We start from the raw sequence: 24,117 nt of genomic DNA, 5'->3' as shown, positions 1-24,117 counted from the left end.
GGCCTCCGCCCGCGACGGTCACGGCGACACGGCCGCCTGCTGCCGCGACGAAGACGATTGCCCAAGCAACAGCCTGACGCGCTGGCCGGGATGCAGGGCTTGAGCGCCAGCCGATACGATGATTTCGCCGGGCGCCAGCCCCTGGGAGAGGATGATCGTGCCGGCATCGAACCGCAACACATCGATATCGCGCAGGGAGACGGTCGATTTGGCGGGATCGACGACCCATACGGCGGGCGAACGGCCTTGCTGGGTCAGTGCGCTCGCCGGAATGGAAACGATCGCCGCGGTGGTGAGTTCGATCGTGCCGACGACCGTCGAGCCGAGGCGCATCGCCTCCGGCGGGCCTTGCAGCCCGACCCGAACTGCAAAGGTGCGCGTCACTGGATCGGCCTGCGGCGCGACTTCGCGCACCGAGCCATATGCCGTCACAGTAGGAGCATCAGCCAGCGCGACACGGATTCGGGCATCGCTGAGATGGGTGTCGAGCACCGCTGCGGGCACGTTGAACACCGCGTCGCGGCTGTCGTCGCGCGCAATTTGGACGACGACCTGACCCGGCTGGATCACCTCGCCGGGCTCGATCCGGCGCGCGGTCACGACGCCCGCAACATCCGTGCGCAACGCAGTGAACCCAAGGCGATCTTGCGCCAACTCGACCTGAGCCTCGGCATTTTCGAGCGTGGCCTGCGCCGTTTCCTGCGCCCGCCGGGCTTGATCGTAGCGCGGCCGGGTCGTGAAGCCTTGCGCCATCAGGCGTTCCTGGCGCTCGAAGGTGCTGCGCGCCGTGCTGACCTCGCCACGCGCGGCTTCCAGTGCCGCCTTGGCAGCCGCCAGCGCATTCTGTTCGAGAGCGGGGTCAAGTCGGGCGATGACCTGCCCCGCCTTCACCTGGTCGCCGACATTGACCGGGCGTTCAAGGACACGCCCGCCGATGCGGAAGGCGAGCGAAACGTCCTTCTTGGCCTGAATCTCGCCACTGAGCTGGACGTCGTCGGAGAACTGCCCCGCCTCCACCGTGACGACGCCGACCGGCCGCCCCTCCGCCTGCGGTGCCTTCTCATCGCCGCAGGAGACCAGGACCGCCCCCAGCAACGTGACGGCGGCAATGCGTCCGATACCTCTCGCAAGCATCCGCCTCGTGATGATCGCGCTCATGATCGGGAGGCTCCCGCATTGACCATCCGCTTCGTCTTGCCGTTGCGCGCGGTCGCGGCGCCGAAGACGGTGACGTAAAGGACGGGGAGGAGGACGAGGGTCAGCACCGTTGCGACCAGCAGGCCGCCCATGATCGCGAAGGCCATCGGCCCCCAGAACACGGTCGGCGCGATCGGGATCATGCCGAGCACCGTCGAGATCGCGGTCAGCACGATCGGCCGGAAGCGCGTGCCGGCCGCGTCGACCGCGGCCTCGACCACGCCCTTGCCGGCCGCGCGCTCATCCTCGATCTGCCCGACCAGGATCACTGCGTTCTTGGTGATGATGCCGATCAAGGCGAGGATGCCAAGCAGCGCGACGAAGCCCAGCGGTTTGCCGGAGAGCAGCAACGCGGCGACGACGCCGATCAGGCCGAGCGGCGCGATGCTCAGCACGATCGCGAAGAGCCGGAAGCTCCTGAGCTGCGCCATCAGCACCGTGAACATGATCAGCAGCATCACCGGGATCACCGCGATGACCGAGGCTTGCGACTTGGCGCTTTCCTCGACCGTGCCGCCGACGGCAATGTCGTAGCCTGCGGGCAGTGTCTTCCTGAGCCCGTCCACCGAGGGTTGCAGCGCGCCGACCACCGCGTCCGGCAATATCCCGGGCGGCACATCGGCCGAGACCGTCAGGTTGGGCACGCGATCACGGCGCCAGATCAACGGCGCGTCGAGGCCGTAGCTGAAGCTCACAAACTGCGAGACCGGCACCGAACGGCCGCTCGGCAGCGCGACCTGCATGCTGCGCAACGTGTCGAGCGAGGCCCGCTCCGCCTCCTGCGCCCGCACGACGACATCGACGAGATAGATGGAATCCCGCACCTGCGTCACAACCGTCCCGGAGACCACCGTGTTGACGATAGCGGCGACAGCCGCGGAGCTGAGGCCGAGCCGGCGCGCCTCGTCCTGGTCGACGCGCAGGCGCAATTCGCGGGCGGGCTCGATCCAGTCGAAATTGATCTGCTGCGCCTTGGGATTTGCCGCGACCACCTGCGCCAGCTTCATCGCGATGGTGCGGACCTCGGCGATATCGGGGCCGCTGACGCGGTACTGCACTGGCCAGCCGACCGGGGGGCCGAGTTCGAGCGGTGAGACACGCCCGACCACATTCGGGAAGTCCTTGGCGAGAAGGGCCTCGAGCTTCTTCTGCAGCCGCTCGCGCGCCGCCACATCCTTGGCGACGATCACGGCCTGGCTGAAGAAGTCGTTGGGCAATTGCGCATTCAGCGGCAGGTAGAAGCGGATAGCGCCGCGGCCGACATAGGTGCTCCAGCGCTCGACATCGGGATCGCCCTTCAACGAAGCCTCGAAGCGGTTGACCATGTCCTCGCTCGCATAGATCGAGGCGTTCTGCGGCAACGTGAGATCGACGAGCAGCTCCGGCCGGTCCGACGCCGGGAAGAACTGCCGCGGCACCAGCGGCAGCGCCAGGAGCGAGGCGGCGAACAGGCCGAGCGTGACCACGATCGTGACCCAGCGCAGCTTGATTGCGCTTGAGAGAAAGCTTCGGAAGCCGCGCTCGACACGCCCCGGCTCCTTCTGCTGTGCGGAGGCGTCGGGTGCTTTCAGCATGGCGACGCCGAGCACGGGTGCGAACAGCACGGCCACGAACCAGGAGACGACCAGCGCGATCGTCACCACAGCGAAGAGCGAGAAGGTGTATTCGCCAGCCGAGCTTGCGGCAAAGCCGATCGGCACGAAGCCGGCGATCGTCACCAGCGTGCCGGCCAGCATCGCGGTGGCGTATTTCTCGAAGGCAAAGGTCGCCGCCTTCATCTTCTCCTCGCCGGCGGCGAGTCGCGTGACCATGGCGTCTGTCGTGGTCATCGCGTCGTCGACGAGCAGCGCGAGCGCGATGATCAGCGCACCGAGCGAGATGCGCTGCATGTCGATGCCGGCCACCAGCATGCAAGCGAAGACGATGGCGAGCGTCAGCGGTATCGCGAGAGCCACGACGAGGCCCGGCCGCACGCCGAGGCTGATGAAGCTGACGACCAGGATGATGCCGACGGCCTGCCAGAGCGACATCATGAAATCGTCGATCGCGTGCGAGACCGTCACCGCCTGGTCGGCGACGAGATAGGGCTCGATGCCGAGAGGCAGGCCGGCGGTGACCTCGGCCATCACCTTCTTGATGTTGTTGCCGAGCGCCAGGATGTCGCCGCCGTCGCGCATGGCGATGCCCAGCCCGATTGCGTCACGCCCGTTCACCCGGAACATCGGCGTCGGCGGATCGGCATGGCCGCGCCTGATAGTCGCGATGTCGGCCAGCCGCACCATACGGTCGCCCACCGGGAAATTGATGCCGAGCAGATCCGCCTCCGATTGGAAGGCGCCGGAGACGCGCACCGAGAACTTCTCGTCCTGCGTCTGCACCTCACCGGCCGGTCGCACGACATTTTGGGCCTGCAGAGCCCCGAGCAGGGCCGAGCGATCGAGGCCGAGATTGGCCAGTTCCCTGACCGAGAACTCGATGAAGATGCGCTCGTCCTGCGCGCCGACGATCTCGATCTTCGAGACGTCTGGCACGAGCAGCAGCCGCGAACGGATGGCCTCGACATGGTCGCGCAGGTCGCGGCTGGTGAAGCCGTCCGAGGTGAAGCCGTAAATGATGCCGAAAGTGTCGCCGAAGCGGTCGTTGAAGAACGGCCCGAGCGTGCCAGCCGGCAACGTGTGCCGCATGTCGGCAATCAGGTTGCGCACCCGGTACCAGGTGTCCTGGACCTGGCGGCCGGGAACGTCGCCCTTGAGGTTGACGAAGATCGTCGTCACGCCCGGCCTGGTGAAGCTGCGCACGCTGTCGAGCCCGGGGGTTTCCTCGAGCTGCCGTTCGAGGCGTTCTGTCACCTGGCTCAGCGTGTCTTCCATCGTGGCGCCGGGCCAGATCGCAGAGACCACCATTGTCTTGATGACGAAGGCCGGATCCTCGTTGCGGCCGAGCTTGATGAAGGCGAAGACCCCGGCAGCGACCGCGATGATCATGAGGTAGATCACGACCGAGCGGCTCTTCAGCGCCCATTCCGAGAGGTTGAAGCTCATCGCGGCTCCGCTCCGATCAGGCGTACGCGCTGGCCTTCACGTAGAAGCCCGGCACCAGCGGTGACGACGATGTCGCCTATGTCCAATCCCTTAGAGATCTTGGCGGCCGCCGGGTCCGCGCTCGCGACATCGAGCTTGCGCAGCGAAACGGTCAGGTTCTTAGGGTCGACCACCCATACGCCGGTGGCCTGGTCGCGCCGCGCCAGCGCCGTCGCGGGGATGGTGATGGCTCCGCCCCCGGCGCCACGGATCGAGCCCGAGACGGCTGCGCCGAGACGGAAGGCCGGGGACGGGTCCGTGAGGCCGACCCTGATCCGGAAGGTCCGAGTCACGGGATCGGCCTGCGGCGCAATCTCGCGCACCCGGCCGGTCGCCTCCGCACCGGCCTCCCCGGCCAGGGCGACGCGCACCTGCATATCGGGCGTGAGCTGTCGCACCAGATCGGCCGGAATCTCGAAGACCGCGTCGCGGCCCTCCCGCCGCGCCAGCTGGACGATCATACGGCCGGCTGAAACGACTTCCGAAGGTTCCGCACCGACGCGCGTGACGACGCCCGGCGCATCGGCCTTCAGCGTTGTGAAGCCGACGACGTCCTCCGCAGACCGGACCCGTGCCTGGGCCGCATCGACTTGGGCGCGCGCGGCGGTGAGTGCCTGTTGCGCGCTCTCGAAATCCGCCTGCGTCGTGATGTGGCGTTCGAGCAGATGGCTCTGCCGTTGGAACTGGTTTTCCGCCTTGCGCAGATTGCCCTGCGCCGCAGTCAACGCGGCCTGAACGGAGCGGAGATCGTTAAGCTCGTTCTCGGGGTCGAGCCGCGCGACGGTCTCCCCCTCGCGGACGGTCGCGCCGAGACCGACCAGGCGTTCCGCCAGGCGACCGCCGATGCGGAAGGCCAGCGAGGCCTGGTCCTGCGCCTCGATATGGCCGGTGAAGGCGAGATCGGGCGCCTGGCGTGGCGGCTCGACGGTCACGGTCCGGACGAAGCGAACCGGCGCCGGGGCCTCCTTCTCCTCACGGTTGCAGGCGGCGACGGCGAGCGCGATGGCGGTCACGACCGCAAGACGGGCCAGCCGCGATGAAGCCTCGCTGTGCCTCATGCCCGCCCCCTCGCAGCCTCCTGCCGCTGCAGCGGCGCACCCTGGCATCCCAAGCCTTGCCTCTGCATCGAACCCTTCCCCTGACGGCCGTGCCCCCGCATGCCAACGGGCGCGTTTACGGCCCGCAAAGCCCTTTCAGGACGACACAGAGAGGCTAGCAACCCCGAAGAAAAGGCGGATCAGCTCAGAATCCCAACTCTGGGCTGGTCATCCCATTGTTGGAAAAGGCCGCGTTCACGGGGGTCAGGGCAGGCGGTTCTCGAGCCGCGGTGTGCGCAGGGCGAAAGCGACAGGCAGCAGCAGCAGTAATCCAACGGCGGCGACCGCGGCCATCACCAGGTAGATCTGCTCCCCCCAGCTTTCGTAGAGCCGGCCGGACAGCGTCGTCAGAACGGCCATCACGCCGGCCCACCCGCCGGCGAGCCAGGCCTGGGCGCGCGCCTGCAGGCCGCCCGGAGCCAGTCTCGTCAGCAGGAAGATGCTGGCAAGATGCGTGGCCCCGAAAGTCAGGCCCTGCGTCACCTGAAGGCACATCAGAGCGGAGAGGCCGGGATCCCGCGACATCGCTCCCCAGCGCAGCATCGCCGTCGCGGCCGACGCCACCAATAGGCCGGCTGCGCTCGCGGCTCCGTTCATGCGGTAGCCCAGGCATGAAAACACGACGACCTCGGACAGGACGCCGAGAGCCCAGAGACCGCCCATTGCGGCACTGGACGTCCCGATCGTCTGCCAGTGCAGCGTGCCGAAAGCGTAGAACGCAGCGTGGCTCGCCTGCACGAACGCGGCACCGGCAATCGTGCAGACGAGAAGCAGCGGATGCGCCGGCCATGCGGCGCTTTGCGCATCGTCTCGCGGGCGGTTCACGGTACCCGTCATGCAGCGGGCAGCGGCAACGGCGGTGAGAATCGCCGAGACCAGCAACAGCACAACGATCGCGTCGGTCGAGAACCATTCGAGCGACCAGCCGGCCGCGAGATTGGCGGCGGCGAAGCCGAGCGATCCCCACAAACGGATACGGCCATAGGCGAGTTCCGACCGCGGCGCCCCGGCGAGGCGGCCGAGAGTCATGACATCGGCCAGCGCGATCAACGGTCCCTGCGCCAGGGCGATGGCGATGACGACGAGGAGGATCGGCCAGAAGCCGCGCGCGACGGTCAGGAGACCGGTGCCAGCCACAACCAGCATGGCGCACAGCGTGAGCGCCACCGCAATGCGCCCGCTGCGGTCGGCGAGCGCTCCGACCGCGGGATTGGCCACGACCCGGATCAACAATGGGGTCGCCAGGATGACGCCGATCGCGTCGCTATCGAGCGACTGCGCCTGGAGCCACAGCGGGAAGAACGGAAGATTGACCCCGAGCTCGAAAAACAGAATTGCGTAAAGAAGCGAAAGCCGCCCGGTGGGCACGCCTGTCATCAGGCCCACTCCCCGAGCAGCGGGTTTGGGCTCGGCCGGTCAGATGGCCGCGTTTTCGGGCGTGATGGAAGCCGCACCGGTCAACCCTGGCCCAGCCCTTCCCGTTCATCGGCGAAGGAGCGGACGATCCCGCGCTCGCGCGCCTCGGTCGGGCTGTAGCCGAACTCCCGCCGGAAGGCCCGGCTGAAGGTCGAGTGATCGACGAACCCAACCTCGTTTCCAATGGCGTGGATGGAGAGCATTTCACGCTGGGAACTCAGGCGGAGATGCGCCTCGCGCAGGCGCTCTCTATTAATGAAATGAGCCACTCCGCCGCTGTTCTCGAAAAGCCGATACAGTTTCGAGCGGGACATCGCCAGCAGGCGGACCAGCCGCTCGGGACCGAAATCCGGGGCGGCCATGTTCTGACGCACGACGGCGCGCGCCCTGTCGATGAGAGCCGCCCCCAAGGCGGAGCGCGCAGGCTCCAGATAGGTCGATAGGGGCGTGATGCAGGCCGCGATGAGGGCCCTTGTCGGCATCTCCAGGTTTGCGGCGTGCTCCGGGGTGACGTGAGGCAGATGCCGGACAAGGCCGTCCATGTAGTCGCTGAGCAGCGGTGCGAAATCCGGGCTCACCTCAACACCGTGGGCTCCATCGAAGCGCTGCTCATCGACCGGGCGCTGATCACGCGGCAGATAGAGGGTGATGACCTCGCTATCCTGTGCCTGGCCCTCATAGGGCAGCGCCAGCGAACGAAAGCTCAGCTCTCCCCGCGCCGAGCCGTCGGCTGCCACCGCTCGCGCCAGCACCACACACCAATGGTCCAGATAGGATTTGGGGTGGTGCCGCCATTGCCGGCCCGGCGCGCCCGAATAGACAACACGTGTCAGAACAAGCTCCCCCAGGGTCCAGGACGAGAACGCAGCGGCAAATCCCGCCGACTGCTCCCCTGTCGGAAAAAGCTCGATCGTGTCCTTGTGCAAGGAACGCCAGGCGTCGAACTGGTCCTTAGCCTGAAGCTCCATGGTGCAAAACTGCGCCACAGAAAACATGCTGACGTCCTTCCTCACCCCACCATGAGAGAAAGCCGGCATCAGATACTCCAATTACTCTGCGGTTTTGCGCAGGCCACCGAAGCAGGATCTGATCCTAACACTGGTCGCATTTGGACGGAATTGATCTAAATCAACAGGGCAGGCCGAAAGTAGAGTTATCCAACAACAGTCTAAAATTTGAATTATCACCGAATACCCGTCAATATTGGCTTTCGCCGCCCGACCCGTCAACCCTATGGGGTCGTTGCTGCATCGAAGACTCGGATTGGCGCGGTGACCAGAAGAGTCGCGGCCGAGCTGATCGCCCCCGCTGCCGCCACGGGCGCCGGGACGTCGAAATCGGTGATCACCTGTCCCTGCAGCAGCCGGTCGCCGATGAGGCGCACTGCATCCGGGCTCGCCGCGAACAGGTCGTGGTTGAGGCGGTCGCCCGCATTGATCGCGGAGAGGTCGATCACAGTGATCCCGGAGAACCCGGCGAACTGTTTGCGGTATTCCTCCTGCGTCGGGTCGATGCCGCCGAGCCGCGTCGCACCGCGCGCGATGAAGCGGGAGACCTGCAGCGCCCGGTCGTGCTGGGCCGTGAACAGCGTGATCTGCGGTCGCTTCGGCCCCATATCCTCGATCTGGCGGCGGAAGACGCCGACATCGAGATCCGGCGACGCCAGGATGAGATTGGTGATCTTGCGCGGGACGCCGCCGCTTTTGAGCGCGATCTGCCGGACCGCCTCGACGGCGGGCCAGCTTCCCATCGAATGGGCCAGGATCACGATCTCCCGGACAGAGGGGGCGGCGGCCGCGACGCCCAGCAGGTCGGCGAGGTCGGAGCGCGAATAGGACGCATTGTCGAAGTCGCGGCTGTAGTCGAGCAGGTAGCCGCGGGAGGGCCAGGAGAAGAGAACCGGCGAGGCATCGGCGTCGGCATCATGCGCCAGTTGCGCGAAGCGGAAGACGGCTCGGTCGAACGGCGTATTGAAGCCGTGCACGAACACGAAGACGCGTTTCGAGCGTCCGCTCGTCGACCTGAACCAGTCGGCGAGCTTGGCTTTCGGCAGCGCCCTGGAGGCGGTGACGACGAAATCCGTAGCGGGGTTCCCGGGAACCGATCGTGGGAGCTGGATGCTGCCGACCTCGCGGTTGCGCGGGATCGAGACGACGATATTCCTGAACGAGACGCCCTCGCCCCGCTCGCCGCTGAACAGGACGCCGGCATCGGCGGAGGGCGCGCGCGTCGTCGCCGCCAACATGTTGACGTTGTCGGTGCCGGGAACGGGCGCCACCGGCTTCAGGAGCCCCCGCGGCGTCGATGCGCAAGCTGCCAGACCGACGGCGAGCGCGACGAGCAGGAGCCAGGATAAACGCGCGCGAGCGGGGCGCGGGCACCGCTCCAGCCATGTCACGCCGTTCATCTCGACGCCTCGAACATCCCTTCCCCCGCATCCTGGCCCTGGTCCGGCATCGTTGCGCCCCGGTCGATCATCGGCCGACAAAGGCCTTCACCGCGGCGGACCGTAGAAAGCCGCCCCGCCGGCGGCAAGCCTAGACCCCGCCTACGGGCGCGAGGAAGGAGACTTTGGGACAGAAGGCCCAAAGTTTGGGATTCTCTGCCGATGCTCTCCCGGCTCCCGGACTTAAGGTTCCCCCATCACGCTCGGAGCTTTGCGGGTGCCGGACTCTTCGGCACATCGGCCGCGGGCTTGCTGCTGAAAGCCTGGGCTCAAGGGGGGGAATGCGATGACCACTGCTACCATCGCGCCGAAAACGACCATGCAGAGGTTTCTCGACACCGTCGAGAAGGTGGGAAACATGGTTCCCCACCCCGTTGTCATCTTCCTGATCCTGATCGGCATCGTCATTGCCCTCTCGGCTGTGCTGGGGCTGTTCGGCACCGCCGTCACCTACGAGCGGATCAACCCCGACACGCACAAGATCGAGACGGCGAGCACGGCGATTCAGAGCCTGCTGACCATCGACGGCATCCGCTTCATGTATTCGTCGCTGATCCCGAATTTCATGAGCTTCACGGCCGTGGGCCTCATGATCGTCGCGATGATCGGCGCCGGCGTCGCCGAGGAATCAGGGCTCGTCACCGCGCTGATCCGCAAGCTCGTCATCGTCTCCCCACACTGGGCGCTGACCTATATCCTCGCCTTCGTCGGCATCCTCGCCAGCATCGCCGCGGATGCCGGCTATCTCGTCCTGATCCCGCTCGCCGGCATTGCCTATCTCGCCGTCGGCCGCCATCCGGTCGCGGGCCTGGCGCTTGGCTTCGCAGCGGTCGCCGGTGCCTTCACCGTCAACATGCTGATCAAGCCGCTCGATGCGGTTCTGGTCGAGTTCACCAACGACGCGGCCCGCCTTGTCGACCCCAATCGCACGATCGGCCTCGCATCCAATCTCTGGTTCTCGATCGCCTCGGTGCTGTTTCTGACCGTCATCATCGCGTTCATCACCGACAAGATGATTTCGCCGCGCCTGGGTACCTACGATCCGAAGCTGGCGGCCGAAGGAACGGTCACCGAGCAAGGCGCCGTGCTGTCCGAGGCGGAGTCGCGCGGTCTTCGCTTCGCCGGTTTCGGCCTCCTCGGACTGATCGCGGTGTTCTGCCTCCTCACCCTCCCCGCGGGCGCGCCCCTGCGGAATCCGACCACCGGAGAGTTGATCGGCAACTCGCCCTTCATGAACGGCCTGATCGCGCTCATCATGCTGATGTTCCTGGTCACCGGTTGGGCCTATGGCATCGGCGCCGGCACGCTGAAGACGCTGGCGGAGGTCATCGCCGCGATCGAAAAGTCGATCAAAAGCATGGGCGGCACGATCTTCCTGTTCTTCGTGCTCAGCCAGTTCGTCGCCTACTTCACCTACACCAATATCGGCACGGTCATGGCGCTGAGCCTTTCGGGCATGCTCCAGGCCGCCAATATCGGCGCCCTGCCGCTGCTGCTCGGTTTCATCGTTGTGGTCGCGATCATCGACCTGCTTCTCACTGGCGCGATCGCGAAATGGGCGATCTTCGCCCCGGTCTTCGTGCCCCTGCTGATGAAGCTCGGCGTCGAGCCGGAAGCCGTGCTCGCGGCCTATCGCATCGGCGATTCGCCGATGAACGCGATTACCCCGCTCAACGCCTATTTCGCCCTCGTGGTCGGCTTCGTCCAAAGATACGACAGGAATGCCGGCGTCGGCACCGTGGTCTCGCTGATGCTGCCCTATGTCGTGTGGATGTTCGTGCTTTGGACGGCTCTGTTCGCCGTCTGGAAGATGCTCGGCCTGCCTTGGGGGCTCTGAGCCCCATCGCAGCCCTCCCCGTCGCCAATCCAACCCGTTCGGATGCAGATCATGACGACACCCGCCATTCCGCTCGACGTCGAAGCCGCCATCGCGCATCTCATGCGCTTCCTCTCGGTCGAGGGCGTGACCGGCAAGGAAGCCAATATCGGCGCTGCCGTGAGCGAGGCGCTGAAGGCCGTCGGCGTGCCGGCCTCGGCCATCCGCTTCGACGATGCCAACAAGCGCATCCCGCTGCCGACAGAGACCGGCAACCTCATCGTCGACCTGCCCGGCACCAAGGCCGGTCCGCGCCTGCTGTTCTCGACCCATCTCGACACCGTGCCGCTCTGCGCCGGGGCCAAGCCGAAGCGCGAGGGTGACCGCATCGTCTCTGACGGCACCACCGCGCTCGGCGGCGATGCCCGCACCGGCGTGGCGCTGCTCGTCGTGCTGGCCGAGACGCTGATCAAGAACAAATTGCCCCACCCGCCGATCACGCTGCTGTTCACGGTACGCGAGGAAAGCGGGCTGCACGGCGCGCGCGAGCTGAACCCGAAGGATCTCGGCGGCGCCGTCATGTGCATCAATGTCGACGGCCAGCTCGCCTCCGAATTGCTGATCGGCGCGGTCGGCCAGGAGAACTGGGAAGTCGAGATCACCGGCAAGGCCTCCCATGCCGGCGTCGCGCCCGAAAAGGGCATCTCGGCAACGCTCGTCGGCGCGATCGCACTTGCGGAAGCTCGCCGCGAGGGCTGGTTCGGCAAGATCGTGAAGTCCGATGGCCGCGGCACCAGCAATGTCGGCATCTTCGGCGGCAAGGGCGGCACGGTCGCCGCCGGCGACGCGACCAATGTCGTTACCGACTATGCTTACATCCGCGGCGAGGCGCGCAGCCCCGAGGCCGCTTTCGCCACCAAGATCGCCGAGGCCTTCAAGACCGCCTTCGCCAAGGCTCAAGGCGAGGTGAAGGGCGATGGCGGCGAGACGGCGAAGGTGACGTTCACCCACAAGCCGGCCTATCCACCCTTCGAGCTCGCCAAGGATTCGGCTGTGGTCAAGCGCGCTGCCAAGGCGCTCGGTATCCTGGGTATCGAACCGAACTACCTGTTCTCCAATGGCGGCCTCGATGCCAACTGGCTCGACAAGCACGGCGTCCCGACCATCACGATCGGCGCCGGCCAGGCCGAGATCCACACGATCAAGGAATATGTGAATCTCACCGAGTACGAAAAAGGCTGCCGTCTCGGCATCCTGATGGCGACGCTCGAAGACTGAGACCCTTCAAACGGGTCTGCGGCCGAGAACACCCCAAGGAGCTGATGCGTGAGTCCGATCGCCTATACCGGCATCATCGTCGCCATTACCGTGGTCCTGTTCGTCACGAACAAGGTGCCCGTCGTGCTCGTCGCGATGGGCACGGCGCTCGGCCTCTGGGCGACCGGCGTGCTCACCCTGCCTCAGGCGCTCGCCGGGCTTGGTGATCCCGCCGTCATCTTCATCGCCTCCCTGTTCGTCGTCAGCTCCGGGCTCGAGGTCACGGGCGTCACCGCCTGGGCCGGCCAGCTCCTGATCAAGGGGGCCGGAGAGGAAAGCCGGACGCGGCTCCTGCTGCTCATGATGGGGCTGGTGTCACTTCTGGTCGCGCTGATCAGCCTGAACGGTGCGGTTGCTGCGCTGCTGCCGGTCGTCGTCGTCACCGCCGTCCGCCTGCGACGCAACTCCTCGCAATTGCTGATGCCGCTGGTCTTCGCCGGACATGCCGGCTCAATGCTCGCTTTGACCGGCACACCGGTGAACGTGCTGGTTTCCGAGGCCGGGCTCGATGCCGGCGTCGGCGGCTTCGGCTTCTTCGAGTTCGCGCTGGCCGGCATCCCGCTGCTCGCCGGCACCATGGCGATCATCATCCTGTTCGGGGAGAAGCTTCTGCCCCAGCGCAACGGCGCGACCATGCCGGCCGATTTCAGCCGCCACGCCAGGACGCTGGTCGAGCAATACGGGCTGGCGAGCGGCGTCCATCAACTACGCGTCCGCGCGACCTGCCCCTATGTCGGGAAGCGCTCCGACGAAGTCGACCTCGGCACATGGTCCGGGCTCCAGCTCGTGGCAGTCCAGGACGGCGACACGGCCGGGCCGCTGCGCCGCACGATGATCGCAGAGGGGGACCATCTGCTGCTGCGCGGCGATGCCGAGGCCGCGGCCAATTTCGCGGCGCAGATGCACCTCGCCTTCCGCGAGGAAGGCGCGGGCGATGGCGAAGAAACCCTGTTCAACCGCCGCTCCGGCCTGGCCGAGGTGGTGATCCCGCCGCGCTCAGGCCTGATCGGCCAGACTGTGTTCCCCGGCATGGTCACCGAAAGCGGCGACCTGATCATCCTGGCCGTGCAGCGCGGCGCGAGCGAGGCTCCCGGCACGGGCAAAACCAAGACGGCCGGCGTCGTGCTGCAGGCTGGCGACACCATGCTGCTGCAGGGCACCTGGAAGGCGCTCGACACCCATCTCGACGATCCCGACGTCCTCGTCGTCAGCTCCCCGGAACTGGTGCGGCGCCAGGCCGTGCCGATGGGTCCGGGCGCCAAGCAGGCGATCATCATCCTGTTCGCGATGGTCGTGATGCTGGCCACGGGCATCGTCCCCTCCGCGGTGGCAGGGCTGCTGGCGGCCGGCGCGATCATCCTCTGCGGCATCATGACCGTCGAGCAATCCTACCGCGCGATCAGCTGGACGACCGTGATCCTCGTCGGCGCGATGATGCCGCTGTCGACCGCGATGATCCAGACCGGCGCGGCCAAGATGCTGGCCGACCACCTCGTCTCGATGGTGGGCGACGCCGGGCCGACCGCGCTGCTCGCCGGCCTGTTCGTCCTGACCGCGATCATGGGCCAGCTTATCAGCAACACCGCGACGGCGCTGATCGTCATTCCGATCGGCGTCGCCGCCGCCACCGCCATGGGCATCTCGCCGCGGCCGGTGCTGATGAGCACGGCGGTCGCCGCAGCCGGCGCCTTCCTGACGCCGATTGCGACGCCGACCAATCTGATGGTGATGGGACCAGGCGGCTACGTCTTCAGCGATTACTGGAAACTCGGGTTGCCGCTGCTGATCTGGTTCTTCGTCGTGGCGGTCTTCATCGTGCCCCTGATCTGGCGATTCTGAATTTCGCAAGCAACCGAAGCGATGGCGGCACGCTCCTCTCGCTCTTTTAATCAGCCCTCGTCAATCAAAGGCACAGGCAGATAATCTCGCCGCTTCCACAAAAAACGAAGACACCGACTGGAGTTCGATTACCGAACTCTGCTCCGATCGGGAACGATCGCGAGCATTGGCAGGGCAATGGTACTAGGAGCCATAGCTCCACCGAGCGCACATAACGATCAAGGTAAGTGACGAGATGCAGATGGAACGCAGATCATTTTTGATTTCACTTGTCGGCGGCGTGCTGATTGCGGCGACAGCAAAGACCGCGCCGGTCGAGGCGCGATCCGCAGTGACAACAAGCGCGCTCGACACGCTGGATGCCGAATTCACACAAGGCCCGCCGCAGCCGCGGTCACCGGGCGCGGCTACCCTTCCCGCTCGGCCGGAAAATCCGCGGCCGCACCGCAAGAACTGGCATCGCTATCGCCAGCGCAACCGCCGGCCGCTGCCCCCGCCGCCCCGGCACCGCGGGCGCCGCTGACGGCAAAGCGGAACAGCCTCTACCCCGTGTGCAGGGCCAGCCCGTCAGACTCGTGGGCCTGTACTCGGACGCGCAGCGACCAGACAAGCCGACGAGCCCACTGTCAGCCTCCGGCTCCAATCGCGGAGACCCGTCAGGACGGCGTGGCTCGACGTGGAGGCCGCACACGGCCCCGGGAGCGGCGAAGCCGCGGGGCACGCCATTTCTGGCTACGCGGCTGCCGGGGGCGAAACTGCCGCTTCCGATTATAGTACAGTTGCGGGCGTTGGCTGAATGCCACATCGACCTGGTCCAGCGCACGCGCCATCCCTTCTGGCAGCGCTGCCTCGCCTGTCGCGGCAGCGCCGATGGCAATGTCGAACAACGCCGAACCGGCCAGTCCGAGAAGTCCGGACAGAACCAGCCGTCTGCTCACCATATCGTGCTTCTCCTGCCACCAACGCACCGGGTGCCAGCCTGACATACGCCCCAGGCCAACCCGGTCAGGCTCTGTCCTCAGGCCGCCAAACTCCCGTCAGGCGAAGCAAGGGGCCGTCATTCCCGACGACCGTCACACCTGCGCGTTTGTTTCAGAACGTCAAGGGCAGCGCGCCTCGAACACGCGCCCATGGCGGTCACGATAAAGGCAGTTGTTCGGAGTGGTTGCCCGGCCAATCACGGCGCCCGTGACACCGCCCACAGCGGCACCGATCGCCGCTCCACGCCCACCTCCCGCAATGCCGCCAATGATGGCACCGGTCCCAGCGCCAATGGCCGCACCGCCGAGGGTCCGCTGATCGGCAGAATTGGCATTGCACCCCGCAAGAGCCAAGCCGATGGCGAAGACTGCAATTTTCGCGCGCATCCCAGTCCGTCCTTCTCAAAACCAAGGGGCCTTCGGCTTCGCAAGAAGCGGGTCCCACAATGATGGAACGCCATCGCAAGCGATCTTCCGAGACTGCCGCAAGCCTAAGCTGCGCAACCGAAAATACATCCGCAGAGAATCTCAGGGCCTGTACTCAAAATCCCAACCTGTCCCCCCGGCCTGCTGACAGCTTCATGGACCTGGCGGTTAGGCTGATGCAGCCGATCGTCGAGTGCCTGCAAACCACGTCGTCAAGCTAGGCTTGCGAACCTCCACGGGACCGAGTTCCGAGAGGCTCTCTATCGGTATCATTGGAATTGGAGTTGACCCGATTTCGTGGACTGTTCACGGCTATGGCAGGTCAACTGCGCCCCGTAGCATGACCGGGCGGCCAAGCTAGCTAAGGCTTTGATTTATATGGCGCGGGCGACGGGGCTCGAACCCGCGACCTCCGGCGTGACAGGCCGGCCGAATATGGGCTGAGCGCGCAATCATTCGGAAATCCGTTCCTCGGATGTCCCTCGGGATTTCCGATTCTTCCGAACGCTTTCCCCTGCCCCACCCAGGCCCCTCGCCATGGGTGAGCGGACACACACCCCCGCCGATCTGCATGATCGCGTCCGCTACAGTGCGGACGAGGAGGAAATCCGCGCCGCTGTCATCGTGCGGCTTCGCGAGCTGATGCCAAATGCCCGGCTCGTCCATGAACTGAATGTGGCAGGCCAAGGCTCAAACCGCATCGACGTGGCGGCGATCGACAGGCAGGTCATCGTTGCGGTTGAGATCAAAAGCCGGAAGGACACGCTGAAGCGGCTCGGTGAACAATGGGACGCATTCACCCGGTGCTGCCACTACGTCATCGTCGCGGCGCACGAGAAGCATTTCGTCGAGCACCGCGAGCCGGGGGGTCGCCATCTACCCCCACCGAAATTCGGTTGAACCACCCCGGGTTTGATCGCTGGAGCCGCCGCAACAACGTGTGGCGCTTCCCCCGCCCGGAGCGCGAGCCGCACCGCTATGAGGCGCCTTGGACCTTCTCCCCGGTCAAGGACGCTTCGAAGCAGCCAAGGGCATCCGCGATGCTCGGCATGCTCTGGGCTGCCGAGCTGAGGGCCGAATGCGCGCGCCATCGTCTCGCATGTGATGCGCGGCGAACCATCCCCGTCATGATTGCCGACATGGTCTGGAACATGACCGGTCGCGAAATCTGCGAGGCCGTTTGCCGCCAGCTTCGACAGCGCGTCTTTGTCCGCGCTGACCAGCCCATAAGCTCCCCCGCCTCTCCTTCGGAGGCCTCCCCCCATGTCTGAGCGGGCAAGCACAAATCCCCCGGAGGCAGAGCATGGCTGAGAAGAGCGAAGAGACCGAATGGTTCGATGCCCTGAAGGCGAAGGGCCACATGCCGGTCGTGGGCGAAGACGGCGAACTCGACTATTTCGTCTACGATCGTGGCCACCACAACGGGCCGGGCTGCCGAGCGTGCGGGTGGTCATGTTGTTGGCACTGCAAGACGACCGAAGACATTCCCGAATGCACCGCAATCGCCCTCGACGAGGCCAGCCATGACCTCTGAGAAGGTGAACCCAACCTGTGCAAAAAATGCACAGGTTCAAATCGCCCCTGCCGAGATGTCGGGGGAGCGCGAGATTGCCGAACTGCTGGTGTCAGAGCGTGCGTCGCTCGCTACGCCGCAGAACACCGCCCGCGCCATCCTCGCCCTCTTCGCCCCGATCCTGGCGGAGAAGGAGCGGTTGGCTCTGCAAGTTGAGGAAGTGTCTGTGCCCGCGCCTGCCGACATGCCAGCATCAGAGCAAGAGGCGTTTCACAAAGGCGCCGATGCTATGAACGAGGCCATTGCCGCAGCCATACGGGCGCAGGGGTCGTAAAGGAGAGAGCGACGCCGCCTCCCAACGGCGCGCTCTCTCCCTGCGACCCCATCCCGAGTGCCGTGTTCAACCGGCCCATTCCAAGACGAGCGGGCTCTGATTAGCTTCTACGGGCGAACCGGCCGATTACGCAGGGATTAAGGTACCGCCATGATCCGCCCCCCCTCCATCCAGCTTGCAGCGGCCTTCATGGCTCTGGTGATCGTCGGTATATTTGGGTGGCTGACAGGGGCTTGGGGATAAGGCTGGAATTCTCGGCAAATCCGGAGCGTTGCCGCAGCATGGCGGAAGAGCGCCTTCAAGCCGATATTTAGATTGGGATCGCCTCGCGAATCTGACGGAGCGCAACTTCCCATCGGCTTTGTACCCTAAACACCGCTGTAACGGACCGCGGGAGGTTAGGTATCATGTCGCTCAAGGAGATCATTCGATCAAAGCTTCCGCCTGCATTTCTCCGCTTCCAAGACGACTGGCGAGGCCGATACGCGTTGAGCCGCGAGCAAAAACTGCCATTCTCAAGCGTTTCTCTAAGACGCTTCGCCACGATAGATATCAATAATATCTGGCAAGATAAGAAAATTCATCAATTCTGGAATGAAGATCACAGAATTATTGGCGATATATTCGGCTTAGGTGAATACAATCTCGCGGTTAGCCCCGATTGCCGTCAAACAATCTACTTTCTTACAATGGGCTTGCGTCCAAAACGCGTCCTAGAGATAGGTACAAACGTTGGCGGATCGGCGCTTTATATCGCCGCAGCACTAAAGCGCCTGGAATCGGGCGGAAAACTAGTCACGGTAGATATCGTTGACGTTAATCACCCGGCTTCGGCACCTTGGGTTGATTTTGGAATGAAAAGTAGTCCATCAAAATATGCAAAAGAATTGAATCTTGATAATATATCTTTTCATAAAAGCGACAGCATTGAATTTCTTTCAAAATGCGATGAGAAATTTGATCTGATATTCTTGGACGGAGACCACTCTCCCAAGACAGTTTATAGAGAGACTTCGCTCGCCCTCAAACGATTAAGCGAAGGAGGAATAATATTATTGCATGATTATTACGATGGATTACGCCAATTCAACCCTAATGGAGAATATATAATCCCAGGACCATTTGTTGCCTGTAAAAGAATTCATTCTGAAAATCCCGAAATCGAAGCGCGTCCGATTGGAATAAGCCCTTCTGGCAAAAATCAATGCAACGTTACAAGCTTAGCACTCCTTGGAAGAGTTGGACCTTAATCGGGCTTTCTTGACCCAAGAGAATCGCTGTCGCCGTCCTTCTTGCCTCCGCGCGCGACGATATCGAGCGATCCATCTGGTAGAGGACGCTGGAGCGCCCTCGCCTCCTCCCACGGTGCCGTCATCCAGGTCTCGCACTCCTCTGGCGTCGTCAGGATGACAGGCATCGCCTTCGGGTGCACGGCGCCGACCTCGGCATTTGGCTCGGTCGTCAGGAATGGATAAAGATCGATCGTCTCCTCGCCAGTCTTGATCTTGCGCACGGACGCCCATTGGCGCGCCCAGATGCCAGCGAAGAACGCCGTGGGCCGCTCCTCACCGAATGCGAACCAGATGTCCTGCTTCGTGCTCCAGTCGAACTCGCTGAAGCTGTTGAAGGGGACGAGGCAGCGGTTCTCGACGCCAAGCCATCTCTTCCAATGAGAGCTCGAGGTGTTGCGGACGTTCGTCGTGTCGCCGTCCGGCTCCATGCGGAGCATCAGGTCGAAATCGACCGCGTTACCCTTCGCCCGCAGCTTGTCGGCACGCTTCAGCGCGGGTGCCGAGAACCGCGAACTGCTGGGCGAACTGGCGATCGGAGATCGCAGCCGGCACGGGCTCCGGCTCGACGCTGCCGAGCGACAACACCGGCTCCGCACCGGCCCAGGCGGGATCGATGCGGGCGCCGGCGAGGCTCACGTCGCCGGCGCCGATCCGCCCGGTCTCGCGCTCGATCGAGGTGGTGATGACCTCGGCCGGGAGATCGAGATCCGGCGAGCAGGAGAGCAGCCAGAAGCCCGGCCGGATCGCTTGGCGATCACGACCTGCACGCCATCCTCATCCGGTTCGCCGAACACCGCCTCGGCCGTGACGACCGCGACCGGCAGGAATTCTCCAGCCCATTCGCCATCGGAGTGGTAACCCGTCAGCAGCCCGATCGCCGCCACCTCGTCCGCGAATTGCAGCAGGGTGTCGATCATCATCAGCTCCAGTTCGCGGGGTTGGTGAGGGCCTGAAGCTTGGCGTTGGACAGCCGTCCCGGGTAGACGAGGATGCGCTGGATATGACCCTCCAGGCGCGACGATGTCGTGAAGTGGCCCAGCATCAGGCGCCCTCGCCTACGCCCCCATCACCAGGCGCGCAGCGAAGGTTATGGATGCCTATCTGGCTGGTCGGAAGGTGGTCGATCTCGAACGCCCGCTATTCAGGACACGGCGCGATTCGGACTACCGGAAGAACAGCCTCGCAGAGGACTTCCGTGACATTCGGAATCTCGTCTACCCGGGGGACACACGGCCCCTTACCGACATCCGTCGGTCGGGCGCGCTTGAAGCATCTGCCGGCGAGGTCGACCCGAAGGCTCTGTCCGATGTGATGGGCAATACGCTGGCTCAGTCCAAGGCTCTGCAGCGGACATATACGCCTGCGCAGATCGCCACAGCGTCCACTGTTCCTGAAGCCAGACGACGCGGCCGAAGGGCAAGATCCGCGAACGAAAGTAGCTCATAATTCCGAAATTGCCGGCCGGGCTATTCCGAATTGAGGCATTGCGAAATTTTCGAGAGAAAGAAAAGATGAGTATCTTCAGAGAGATACATGGCGCGGGCGACGGGGCTCGAACCCGCGACCTCCGGCGTGACAGGCCGGCACTCTAACCAACTGAGCTACGCCCGCGCAGGGCGGCTGGGGCATTCGCCGTCAGCGACGTGGTGAGTATTGCCCCCGACAGGAAGTGTCAAGCGAGTGACGCCGGCAAAATCGCATCTGGGGAAAATTATCCTCGCCCTCTCCTGTCACTCGGCTGCGTCGCCCTCGGTCCATGGCGATGCCAGGCAGGGATCGAGCAGGACGTGGCGGCTGTCCTGGCGGTTATATCCGCCGCGCAGGACCGCCTTGTCGCCCAGCTTCAGGTCACCGGCACCATAGGTCACGCACAGAACCCGGACGCCCGGTGCGGCACAGACCGCGACATACCAGAGGGCACCATCCGTTCGGACGAGGCTCACCGTTCCCGCGATCGCCATGTCGACACGCGAATCGCGTGGCACCGAATCCGGGAGCTGCGCCGCAATGCTCTCGCAGCTCGCCGGCTTGCCAGGCTGTTCCGGATGGGAAAAGGCCGGACGATCGACGAAGAAGGAATCGGGCAGGAGCGACTGCGCCGCAGCCTGCCCTGCAGCGAGGACGAGGCTGAGGCAGGTGCCTGCCAGTACGCAGGGCAGGAAGGGACGAGAACGGGTCAAGCGGCTGATCTCCATGAGCCCGGCAGGGTGACGATGAAGATGGCGGAATTCGGCCGCCCGCAAGCCTTGGCCAACCGCTCGCCCGACAATGCTTGCGATGCGGCGGCCGAGGCCTTAAAGGCGACCGCGTGGGGCGGTTAGCTCAGTTGGTAGAGCGTCTCCTTTACACGGAGAGGGTCGGCGGTTCGAGCCCGTCACCGCCCACCAGATCCGTCAGGCAGCTGCCGTCGCGGCCTGCTGGCCGCTAACCAGGCCGCTCCGCACGTCGCCTGGCCGCGGCATCGAGCCGGGCGACACGGCGGATCGCTTCTTCGACATCGGTCGAACCGGCCAGCTTCAGCGGATTCAACGGATGATCCGCCGCTGCCAGCGCCCGACGTACCGGCGCGGGCAGGCTATCGAATGCAGCCCATCCATCCGGGTTCGGCCTGCGTTTCGGAAGGCGTCGCAGCTTCATGGCCCTCTGATCGACCGCTTGCGGAGAAGCAGGCTCAAGATGGTCCTGAACGGGCCTTGCGGCAATGACCGGCCTTGCGCCCAACAGAAAACCGCCGGCGCTTGCGCGCCGGCGGTTCCTGTTTCCGAGACCGGAGATCAGTGGGCGACGAGGCCCGCCGCGTCGTCGTCCGCGCCCTTGGGCGGCACGGCCTTGAGATCCTCTTCCCAGACGATCGGAACCGGCTGGCGGGTCAGCGCATGCTGGAGAACCTGCTCCATACGCGCGACCGGGATAATCTCCATGCCGTCCTTCACCGACTTCGGCAGGTCGATCAGGTCCTTGGCGTTCTCCTCGGGGATCAGCACCTTCTTGATGCCGCCGCGAAGCGCCGCCAGGAGCTTCTCCTTCAGACCGCCGATCGGCAGCACCCTGCCCCGCAGCGTGACCTCGCCGGTCATGGCGACGTCCCGGTTGGTCGGGATGCCGGTCAGGATCGAGACGATGGTGGTCGCCATCGCGATGCCGGCCGACGGGCCGTCCTTCGGGGTCGCCCCCTCGGGAACGTGGACGTGGATGTCACGCCGGTCGAAGAGCGGCGGCTCGATGCCGAAATCGACGGCCCGCGAGCGGACATAGGACGCCGCCGCCGAGATCGATTCCTTCATCACGTCGCGCAGGTTGCCGGTGACGGTCATGCGGCCCTTGCCGGGCACCATGACGCCCTCGATCGTCAGCAGTTCGCCGCCGACCTCGGTCCAGGCCAGCCCGGTGACGACACCGACCTGATCCTCCGTCTCCGCCATGCCGTAGCGATAGCGCGGCGGGCCGAGATACTCTTCCAGCAGCGGCTCGTTGACCACGACCTTGGCCTTCTTGCCGAGCACAATGTCCTTCACGCCCTTGCGGACCGTGTTGGAGAGCTCGCGCTCGAGATTGCGGACGCCGGCCTCGCGGGTGTAGCGCCGCACCAGCGTCTGCACGGCCTCGTCCGTGATCGACCACTCCTTGCCGCTGAGCCCATGCTTCTTGATCGCATTCGGGATCAGGTGCTTGCGGGCGATCTCCGTCTTCTCTTCCTCGGTGTAGCCGGCGATGCGGATCACCTCCATCCGGTCCAGCAGGGCCGGCGGGATGTTCAGCGTGTTCGCCGTCGTCACGAACATCACGTTCGAGAGGTCGTAGTCAACCTCGAGGTAATGGTCGTTGAAGGTCGAGTTCTGCTCGGGGTCGAGCACCTCCAGCAGGGCCGCCGAGGGATCACCGCGGAAGTCCTGGCCCATCTTGTCAATCTCGTCGAGCAGGATGAGCGGGTTCGAGGTCTTGGCCTTCTTCATCGACTGGATGATCTTGCCGGGCATCGAGCCGATATAGGTGCGGCGGTGACCGCGGATCTCGGCCTCGTCACGCACGCCGCCGAGCGACATGCGCACGAACTCGCGGCCGGTCGCCTTGGCGATCGACTTGCCGAGCGAGGTCTTGCCGACGCCCGGAGGGCCGACGAGGCACAGGATCGGACCGGCGAGCTTGTTGGCACGCTGCTGCACGGCGAGATATTCGACGATGCGATCCTTGACCTTGTCGAGGCCGAAATGATCGTCGTCGAGCACCAGCTGGGCGGCGTTGAGATCCTTCTTGATCTTCGAGCGCTTGCCCCACGGAATGCCGAGCATCCAGTCGAGATAGTTGCGTACCACGGTCGCTTCCGCGGACATCGGCGACATCTGGCGCAGCTTCTTCAGCTCGGCCGTCGCCTTGTCGCGGGCTTCCTTGGTGAGCTTGGTCTGGGCGATGCGCTCTTCCAGCTCGGCCAGCTCGTCACGGCCTTCATCGCCGTCGCCCAGCTCCTTCTGGATCGCCTTCATCTGCTCGTTGAGATAGTACTCGCGCTGGGTCTTCTCCATCTGGCGCTTGACGCGCGAGCGGATGCGCTTCTCGACCTGCAGCACGGACATCTCGCTCTCCATGAGCGAGAGGACCTTCTCCAGACGATGGGCGACGTTGGTGATCTCCAGCACGCCCTGGCGATCGGCGATCTTGACCGCCAGATGCGAGGCGACGGTATCGGCGAGCTTGGTCGGCTCGTCGATCTGCGTGACCGCAGCGACGATCTCGCCCGAGATCTTCTTGTTGAGCTTCACATAGCTCTCGAACTCGCTGACGACCGAACGGGCGAGCGCCTCGACCTCGACCTTCTTGCCCTCTTCCTCGGCAAGGCCGGTGGCCTCGGCCTCGTAGAAGGATTCGCTGGCCGAATAGGACGAGGCCTTGGCGCGGCCGACGCCCTCGACCAGCACCTTCACGGTGGAGTCGGGCAGCTTCAGCAGCTGCAGCACGCGGGCGAGCGTGCCGATCTCGTAGATCTCGTCGGGCTGCGGATCATCGTCGCCGGCGTTCTTCTGGGTCGCCAGCAGGATCAGCCCGTCCGTCTTCACCACTTCCTCGAGCGCGCGGATGGACTTCTCGCGGCCGACGAAGAGCGGGACGATCATGTGGGGGAAAACGACGATGTCGCGCAAAGGCAGTACCGGGAAGGTGCCGGCCTCGCCTGGGACGAAGGGAGCGCGTGGCGTCGAGCCAGTCATGGCAATTCCTTTGCAGTTGCGCCCGGCGGACCCCCGAGATGGGCGGAACGATCGGACGTGTGCGGCCAAGGCGACCATTCGCCTCTCCGCCCTCGCGCATCGCACCCTCCAAGGCATGCGACTCTCGCAAGTGCACCTAAAGTGGAGACTTCCTCGCCGGCTT

Annotated in this window: 21 protein-coding genes, 2 tRNA genes and 1 pseudogene; 9 read left to right on the top strand and 15 right to left on the bottom strand. The window is 64.9% G+C overall.

All coding sequences use genetic code 11. From position 1 onward, the window contains the following. Nucleotides 1-18: 18 nt before the first annotated feature. The 6 genes from ACWIEX_RS08685 to ACWIEX_RS08660 form a co-directional block, all read right to left on the bottom strand. Nucleotides 19-1,158, bottom strand: coding sequence for an efflux RND transporter periplasmic adaptor subunit (locus tag ACWIEX_RS08685; RefSeq protein ID WP_454032662.1), 1,140 nt, complete (start codon nucleotides 1,156-1,158; stop codon nucleotides 19-21). Beyond that, nucleotides 1,155-4,238, bottom strand: coding sequence for an efflux RND transporter permease subunit (locus ACWIEX_RS08680; protein ID WP_454032661.1), 3,084 nt, complete (start codon nucleotides 4,236-4,238; stop codon nucleotides 1,155-1,157). Before ACWIEX_RS08680 ends, ACWIEX_RS08685 begins: the two co-directional genes overlap by 4 nt. Then, nucleotides 4,235-5,290: an efflux RND transporter periplasmic adaptor subunit gene (locus ACWIEX_RS08675; RefSeq protein ID WP_454032660.1), complete on the bottom strand. Its 1,056-nt coding sequence runs from the start codon at nucleotides 5,288-5,290 to the stop codon at nucleotides 4,235-4,237. Before ACWIEX_RS08675 ends, ACWIEX_RS08680 begins: the two co-directional genes overlap by 4 nt. Before the next feature lie 288 nt (nucleotides 5,291-5,578). Continuing rightward, on the bottom strand, nucleotides 5,579-6,751 hold the full coding sequence (locus tag ACWIEX_RS08670; protein ID WP_454032659.1) for an MFS transporter: 1,173 nt from the start codon (nucleotides 6,749-6,751) through the stop codon (nucleotides 5,579-5,581). A gap of 80 nt (nucleotides 6,752-6,831) precedes the next feature. Continuing rightward, nucleotides 6,832-7,827: an AraC family transcriptional regulator gene (locus ACWIEX_RS08665; protein ID WP_454032658.1), complete on the bottom strand. Its 996-nt coding sequence runs from the start codon at nucleotides 7,825-7,827 to the stop codon at nucleotides 6,832-6,834. A gap of 194 nt (nucleotides 7,828-8,021) precedes the next feature. Then, the gene (locus tag ACWIEX_RS08660; protein WP_454032657.1) at nucleotides 8,022-9,197 is read right to left on the bottom strand and encodes an alpha/beta hydrolase; all 1,176 of its coding nucleotides are present in this window, start codon (nucleotides 9,195-9,197) and stop codon (nucleotides 8,022-8,024) included. Between the two features lie 325 nt (nucleotides 9,198-9,522). Between ACWIEX_RS08660 and ACWIEX_RS08655 the strand changes: the two genes are divergently transcribed. The 4 genes from ACWIEX_RS08655 to ACWIEX_RS08640 all read left to right on the top strand — a co-directional run bounded on the left by ACWIEX_RS08655 (nucleotide 9,523) and on the right by ACWIEX_RS08640 (nucleotide 14,731). Next, nucleotides 9,523-11,073, top strand: a complete 1,551-nt coding sequence (locus ACWIEX_RS08655; protein ID WP_454032656.1) for an AbgT family transporter — start codon at nucleotides 9,523-9,525, stop codon at nucleotides 11,071-11,073. Between the two features lie 51 nt (nucleotides 11,074-11,124). Beyond that, nucleotides 11,125-12,330, top strand: a complete 1,206-nt coding sequence (locus tag ACWIEX_RS08650; RefSeq protein ID WP_454032655.1) for a M20/M25/M40 family metallo-hydrolase — start codon at nucleotides 11,125-11,127, stop codon at nucleotides 12,328-12,330. A 48-nt stretch (nucleotides 12,331-12,378) separates the two neighbouring features. Continuing rightward, the gene (locus ACWIEX_RS08645; RefSeq protein ID WP_454032654.1) at nucleotides 12,379-14,208 is read left to right on the top strand and encodes an SLC13 family permease; all 1,830 of its coding nucleotides are present in this window, start codon (nucleotides 12,379-12,381) and stop codon (nucleotides 14,206-14,208) included. Between the two features lie 235 nt (nucleotides 14,209-14,443). Continuing rightward, nucleotides 14,444-14,731: a hypothetical protein gene (locus ACWIEX_RS08640; RefSeq protein ID WP_454032653.1), complete on the top strand. Its 288-nt coding sequence runs from the start codon at nucleotides 14,444-14,446 to the stop codon at nucleotides 14,729-14,731. A 577-nt stretch (nucleotides 14,732-15,308) separates the two neighbouring features. Here ACWIEX_RS08640 and ACWIEX_RS08635 read toward each other — a convergent pair. Then, nucleotides 15,309-15,575 (bottom strand): YMGG-like glycine zipper-containing protein, encoded by a 267-nt coding sequence (locus ACWIEX_RS08635; protein WP_454032652.1) that lies wholly within the window; start codon nucleotides 15,573-15,575, stop codon nucleotides 15,309-15,311. A gap of 576 nt (nucleotides 15,576-16,151) precedes the next feature. Between ACWIEX_RS08635 and ACWIEX_RS08630 the strand changes: the two genes are divergently transcribed. The 4 genes from ACWIEX_RS08630 to ACWIEX_RS08615 all read left to right on the top strand — a co-directional run bounded on the left by ACWIEX_RS08630 (nucleotide 16,152) and on the right by ACWIEX_RS08615 (nucleotide 18,711). Beyond that, a complete protein-coding gene (locus tag ACWIEX_RS08630) occupies nucleotides 16,152-16,514 on the top strand; it encodes a hypothetical protein (protein ID WP_454032651.1) in 363 nt (120 codons plus the stop codon). Between the two features lie 403 nt (nucleotides 16,515-16,917). Beyond that, a complete protein-coding gene (locus ACWIEX_RS08625; RefSeq protein ID WP_454032650.1) occupies nucleotides 16,918-17,148 on the top strand; it encodes a hypothetical protein in 231 nt (76 codons plus the stop codon). Beyond that, nucleotides 17,138-17,461: a hypothetical protein gene (locus tag ACWIEX_RS08620; RefSeq protein WP_454032649.1), complete on the top strand. Its 324-nt coding sequence runs from the start codon at nucleotides 17,138-17,140 to the stop codon at nucleotides 17,459-17,461. Before ACWIEX_RS08625 ends, ACWIEX_RS08620 begins: the two co-directional genes overlap by 11 nt. 407 nt (nucleotides 17,462-17,868) lie before the next feature. Beyond that, on the top strand, nucleotides 17,869-18,711 hold the full coding sequence (locus ACWIEX_RS08615; protein ID WP_454032648.1) for an O-methyltransferase: 843 nt from the start codon (nucleotides 17,869-17,871) through the stop codon (nucleotides 18,709-18,711). Here the strand turns inward: ACWIEX_RS08615 and ACWIEX_RS08610 are convergent. From ACWIEX_RS08610 to ACWIEX_RS08585, 6 genes and pseudogenes are all read right to left on the bottom strand, one after another. Next, nucleotides 18,708-19,274 (bottom strand): annotated as a pseudogene (locus ACWIEX_RS08610) (SOS response-associated peptidase family protein); the annotation flags it as partial. The gene ACWIEX_RS08615 and the pseudogene ACWIEX_RS08610 sit on opposite strands and share 4 nt — an antisense overlap. Then, nucleotides 19,210-19,389 carry a hypothetical protein gene (locus ACWIEX_RS08605; protein ID WP_454033514.1) on the bottom strand — a complete coding sequence of 60 codons (180 nt, stop codon included), beginning with the start codon at nucleotides 19,387-19,389 and terminating at the stop codon, nucleotides 19,210-19,212. The gene ACWIEX_RS08605 and the pseudogene ACWIEX_RS08610, both read right to left, overlap by 65 nt. Beyond that, on the bottom strand, nucleotides 19,386-19,673 hold the full coding sequence (locus tag ACWIEX_RS08600) for a hypothetical protein (protein WP_454032647.1): 288 nt from the start codon (nucleotides 19,671-19,673) through the stop codon (nucleotides 19,386-19,388). The genes ACWIEX_RS08605 and ACWIEX_RS08600 overlap by 4 nt, the downstream gene beginning before the upstream one ends. Continuing rightward, nucleotides 19,673-19,795: a hypothetical protein gene (locus ACWIEX_RS08595; protein WP_454032646.1), complete on the bottom strand. Its 123-nt coding sequence runs from the start codon at nucleotides 19,793-19,795 to the stop codon at nucleotides 19,673-19,675. The genes ACWIEX_RS08600 and ACWIEX_RS08595 overlap by 1 nt, the downstream gene beginning before the upstream one ends. A gap of 492 nt (nucleotides 19,796-20,287) precedes the next feature. Beyond that, a tRNA-Asp gene (locus ACWIEX_RS08590) sits at nucleotides 20,288-20,364 on the bottom strand. A 119-nt stretch (nucleotides 20,365-20,483) separates the two neighbouring features. Further along, nucleotides 20,484-20,933, bottom strand: a complete 450-nt coding sequence (locus tag ACWIEX_RS08585) for a hypothetical protein (protein ID WP_454032645.1) — start codon at nucleotides 20,931-20,933, stop codon at nucleotides 20,484-20,486. A gap of 131 nt (nucleotides 20,934-21,064) precedes the next feature. On the opposite strand from ACWIEX_RS08585, the gene ACWIEX_RS08580 reads away from it, so the two are divergent. Next, nucleotides 21,065-21,140 (top strand) — tRNA-Val (locus tag ACWIEX_RS08580). A gap of 37 nt (nucleotides 21,141-21,177) precedes the next feature. On the opposite strand, the gene ACWIEX_RS08575 is transcribed toward ACWIEX_RS08580, so the two are convergent. After that, entirely contained in the window at nucleotides 21,178-21,390 is a 213-nt protein-coding gene (locus ACWIEX_RS08575; RefSeq protein WP_454032644.1) for a hypothetical protein, read from the bottom strand. A 137-nt stretch (nucleotides 21,391-21,527) separates the two neighbouring features. Next, a complete protein-coding gene (gene lon, locus ACWIEX_RS08570; RefSeq protein WP_091855403.1) occupies nucleotides 21,528-23,954 on the bottom strand; it encodes an endopeptidase La in 2,427 nt (808 codons plus the stop codon). Between the last annotated feature and the right edge of the window lie 163 nt (nucleotides 23,955-24,117).

Source organism: Allobosea sp. NPDC055353 (genome assembly GCF_053644975.1).
Note: the sequence above shows the minus strand (reverse complement) of the source record. Positions and strands in the feature narration are given on the sequence as shown.

What these genes read in the sequence shown, in the direction of transcription:
- ACWIEX_RS08625 (WP_454032650.1), top strand. Translation starts at nt 16,918, where the DNA reads ATGGCTGAGAAGAGCGAAGAGACCGAATGGTTCGATGCCCTGAAGGCG.
- ACWIEX_RS08685 (WP_454032662.1), bottom strand. Translation starts at nt 1,158, where the DNA reads ATGAGCGCGATCATCACGAGGCGGATGCTTGCGAGAGGTATCGGACGC.
- lon (WP_091855403.1), bottom strand. Translation starts at nt 23,954, where the DNA reads ATGACTGGCTCGACGCCACGCGCTCCCTTCGTCCCAGGCGAGGCCGGC.
- ACWIEX_RS08595 (WP_454032646.1), bottom strand. Translation starts at nt 19,795, where the DNA reads ATGCTGGGCCACTTCACGACATCGTCGCGCCTGGAGGGTCATATCCAG.
- ACWIEX_RS08620 (WP_454032649.1), top strand. Translation starts at nt 17,138, where the DNA reads ATGACCTCTGAGAAGGTGAACCCAACCTGTGCAAAAAATGCACAGGTT.
- ACWIEX_RS08615 (WP_454032648.1), top strand. Translation starts at nt 17,869, where the DNA reads ATGTCGCTCAAGGAGATCATTCGATCAAAGCTTCCGCCTGCATTTCTC.
- ACWIEX_RS08635 (WP_454032652.1), bottom strand. Translation starts at nt 15,575, where the DNA reads ATGCGCGCGAAAATTGCAGTCTTCGCCATCGGCTTGGCTCTTGCGGGG.
- ACWIEX_RS08655 (WP_454032656.1), top strand. Translation starts at nt 9,523, where the DNA reads ATGACCACTGCTACCATCGCGCCGAAAACGACCATGCAGAGGTTTCTC.
- ACWIEX_RS08600 (WP_454032647.1), bottom strand. Translation starts at nt 19,673, where the DNA reads ATGATGATCGACACCCTGCTGCAATTCGCGGACGAGGTGGCGGCGATC.
- ACWIEX_RS08665 (WP_454032658.1), bottom strand. Translation starts at nt 7,827, where the DNA reads ATGCCGGCTTTCTCTCATGGTGGGGTGAGGAAGGACGTCAGCATGTTT.
- ACWIEX_RS08640 (WP_454032653.1), top strand. Translation starts at nt 14,444, where the DNA reads ATGCAGATGGAACGCAGATCATTTTTGATTTCACTTGTCGGCGGCGTG.
- ACWIEX_RS08660 (WP_454032657.1), bottom strand. Translation starts at nt 9,197, where the DNA reads ATGAACGGCGTGACATGGCTGGAGCGGTGCCCGCGCCCCGCTCGCGCG.
- ACWIEX_RS08670 (WP_454032659.1), bottom strand. Translation starts at nt 6,751, where the DNA reads ATGACAGGCGTGCCCACCGGGCGGCTTTCGCTTCTTTACGCAATTCTG.
- ACWIEX_RS08680 (WP_454032661.1), bottom strand. Translation starts at nt 4,238, where the DNA reads ATGAGCTTCAACCTCTCGGAATGGGCGCTGAAGAGCCGCTCGGTCGTG.
- ACWIEX_RS08575 (WP_454032644.1), bottom strand. Translation starts at nt 21,390, where the DNA reads ATGAAGCTGCGACGCCTTCCGAAACGCAGGCCGAACCCGGATGGATGG.
- ACWIEX_RS08630 (WP_454032651.1), top strand. Translation starts at nt 16,152, where the DNA reads ATGGGTGAGCGGACACACACCCCCGCCGATCTGCATGATCGCGTCCGC.
- ACWIEX_RS08650 (WP_454032655.1), top strand. Translation starts at nt 11,125, where the DNA reads ATGACGACACCCGCCATTCCGCTCGACGTCGAAGCCGCCATCGCGCAT.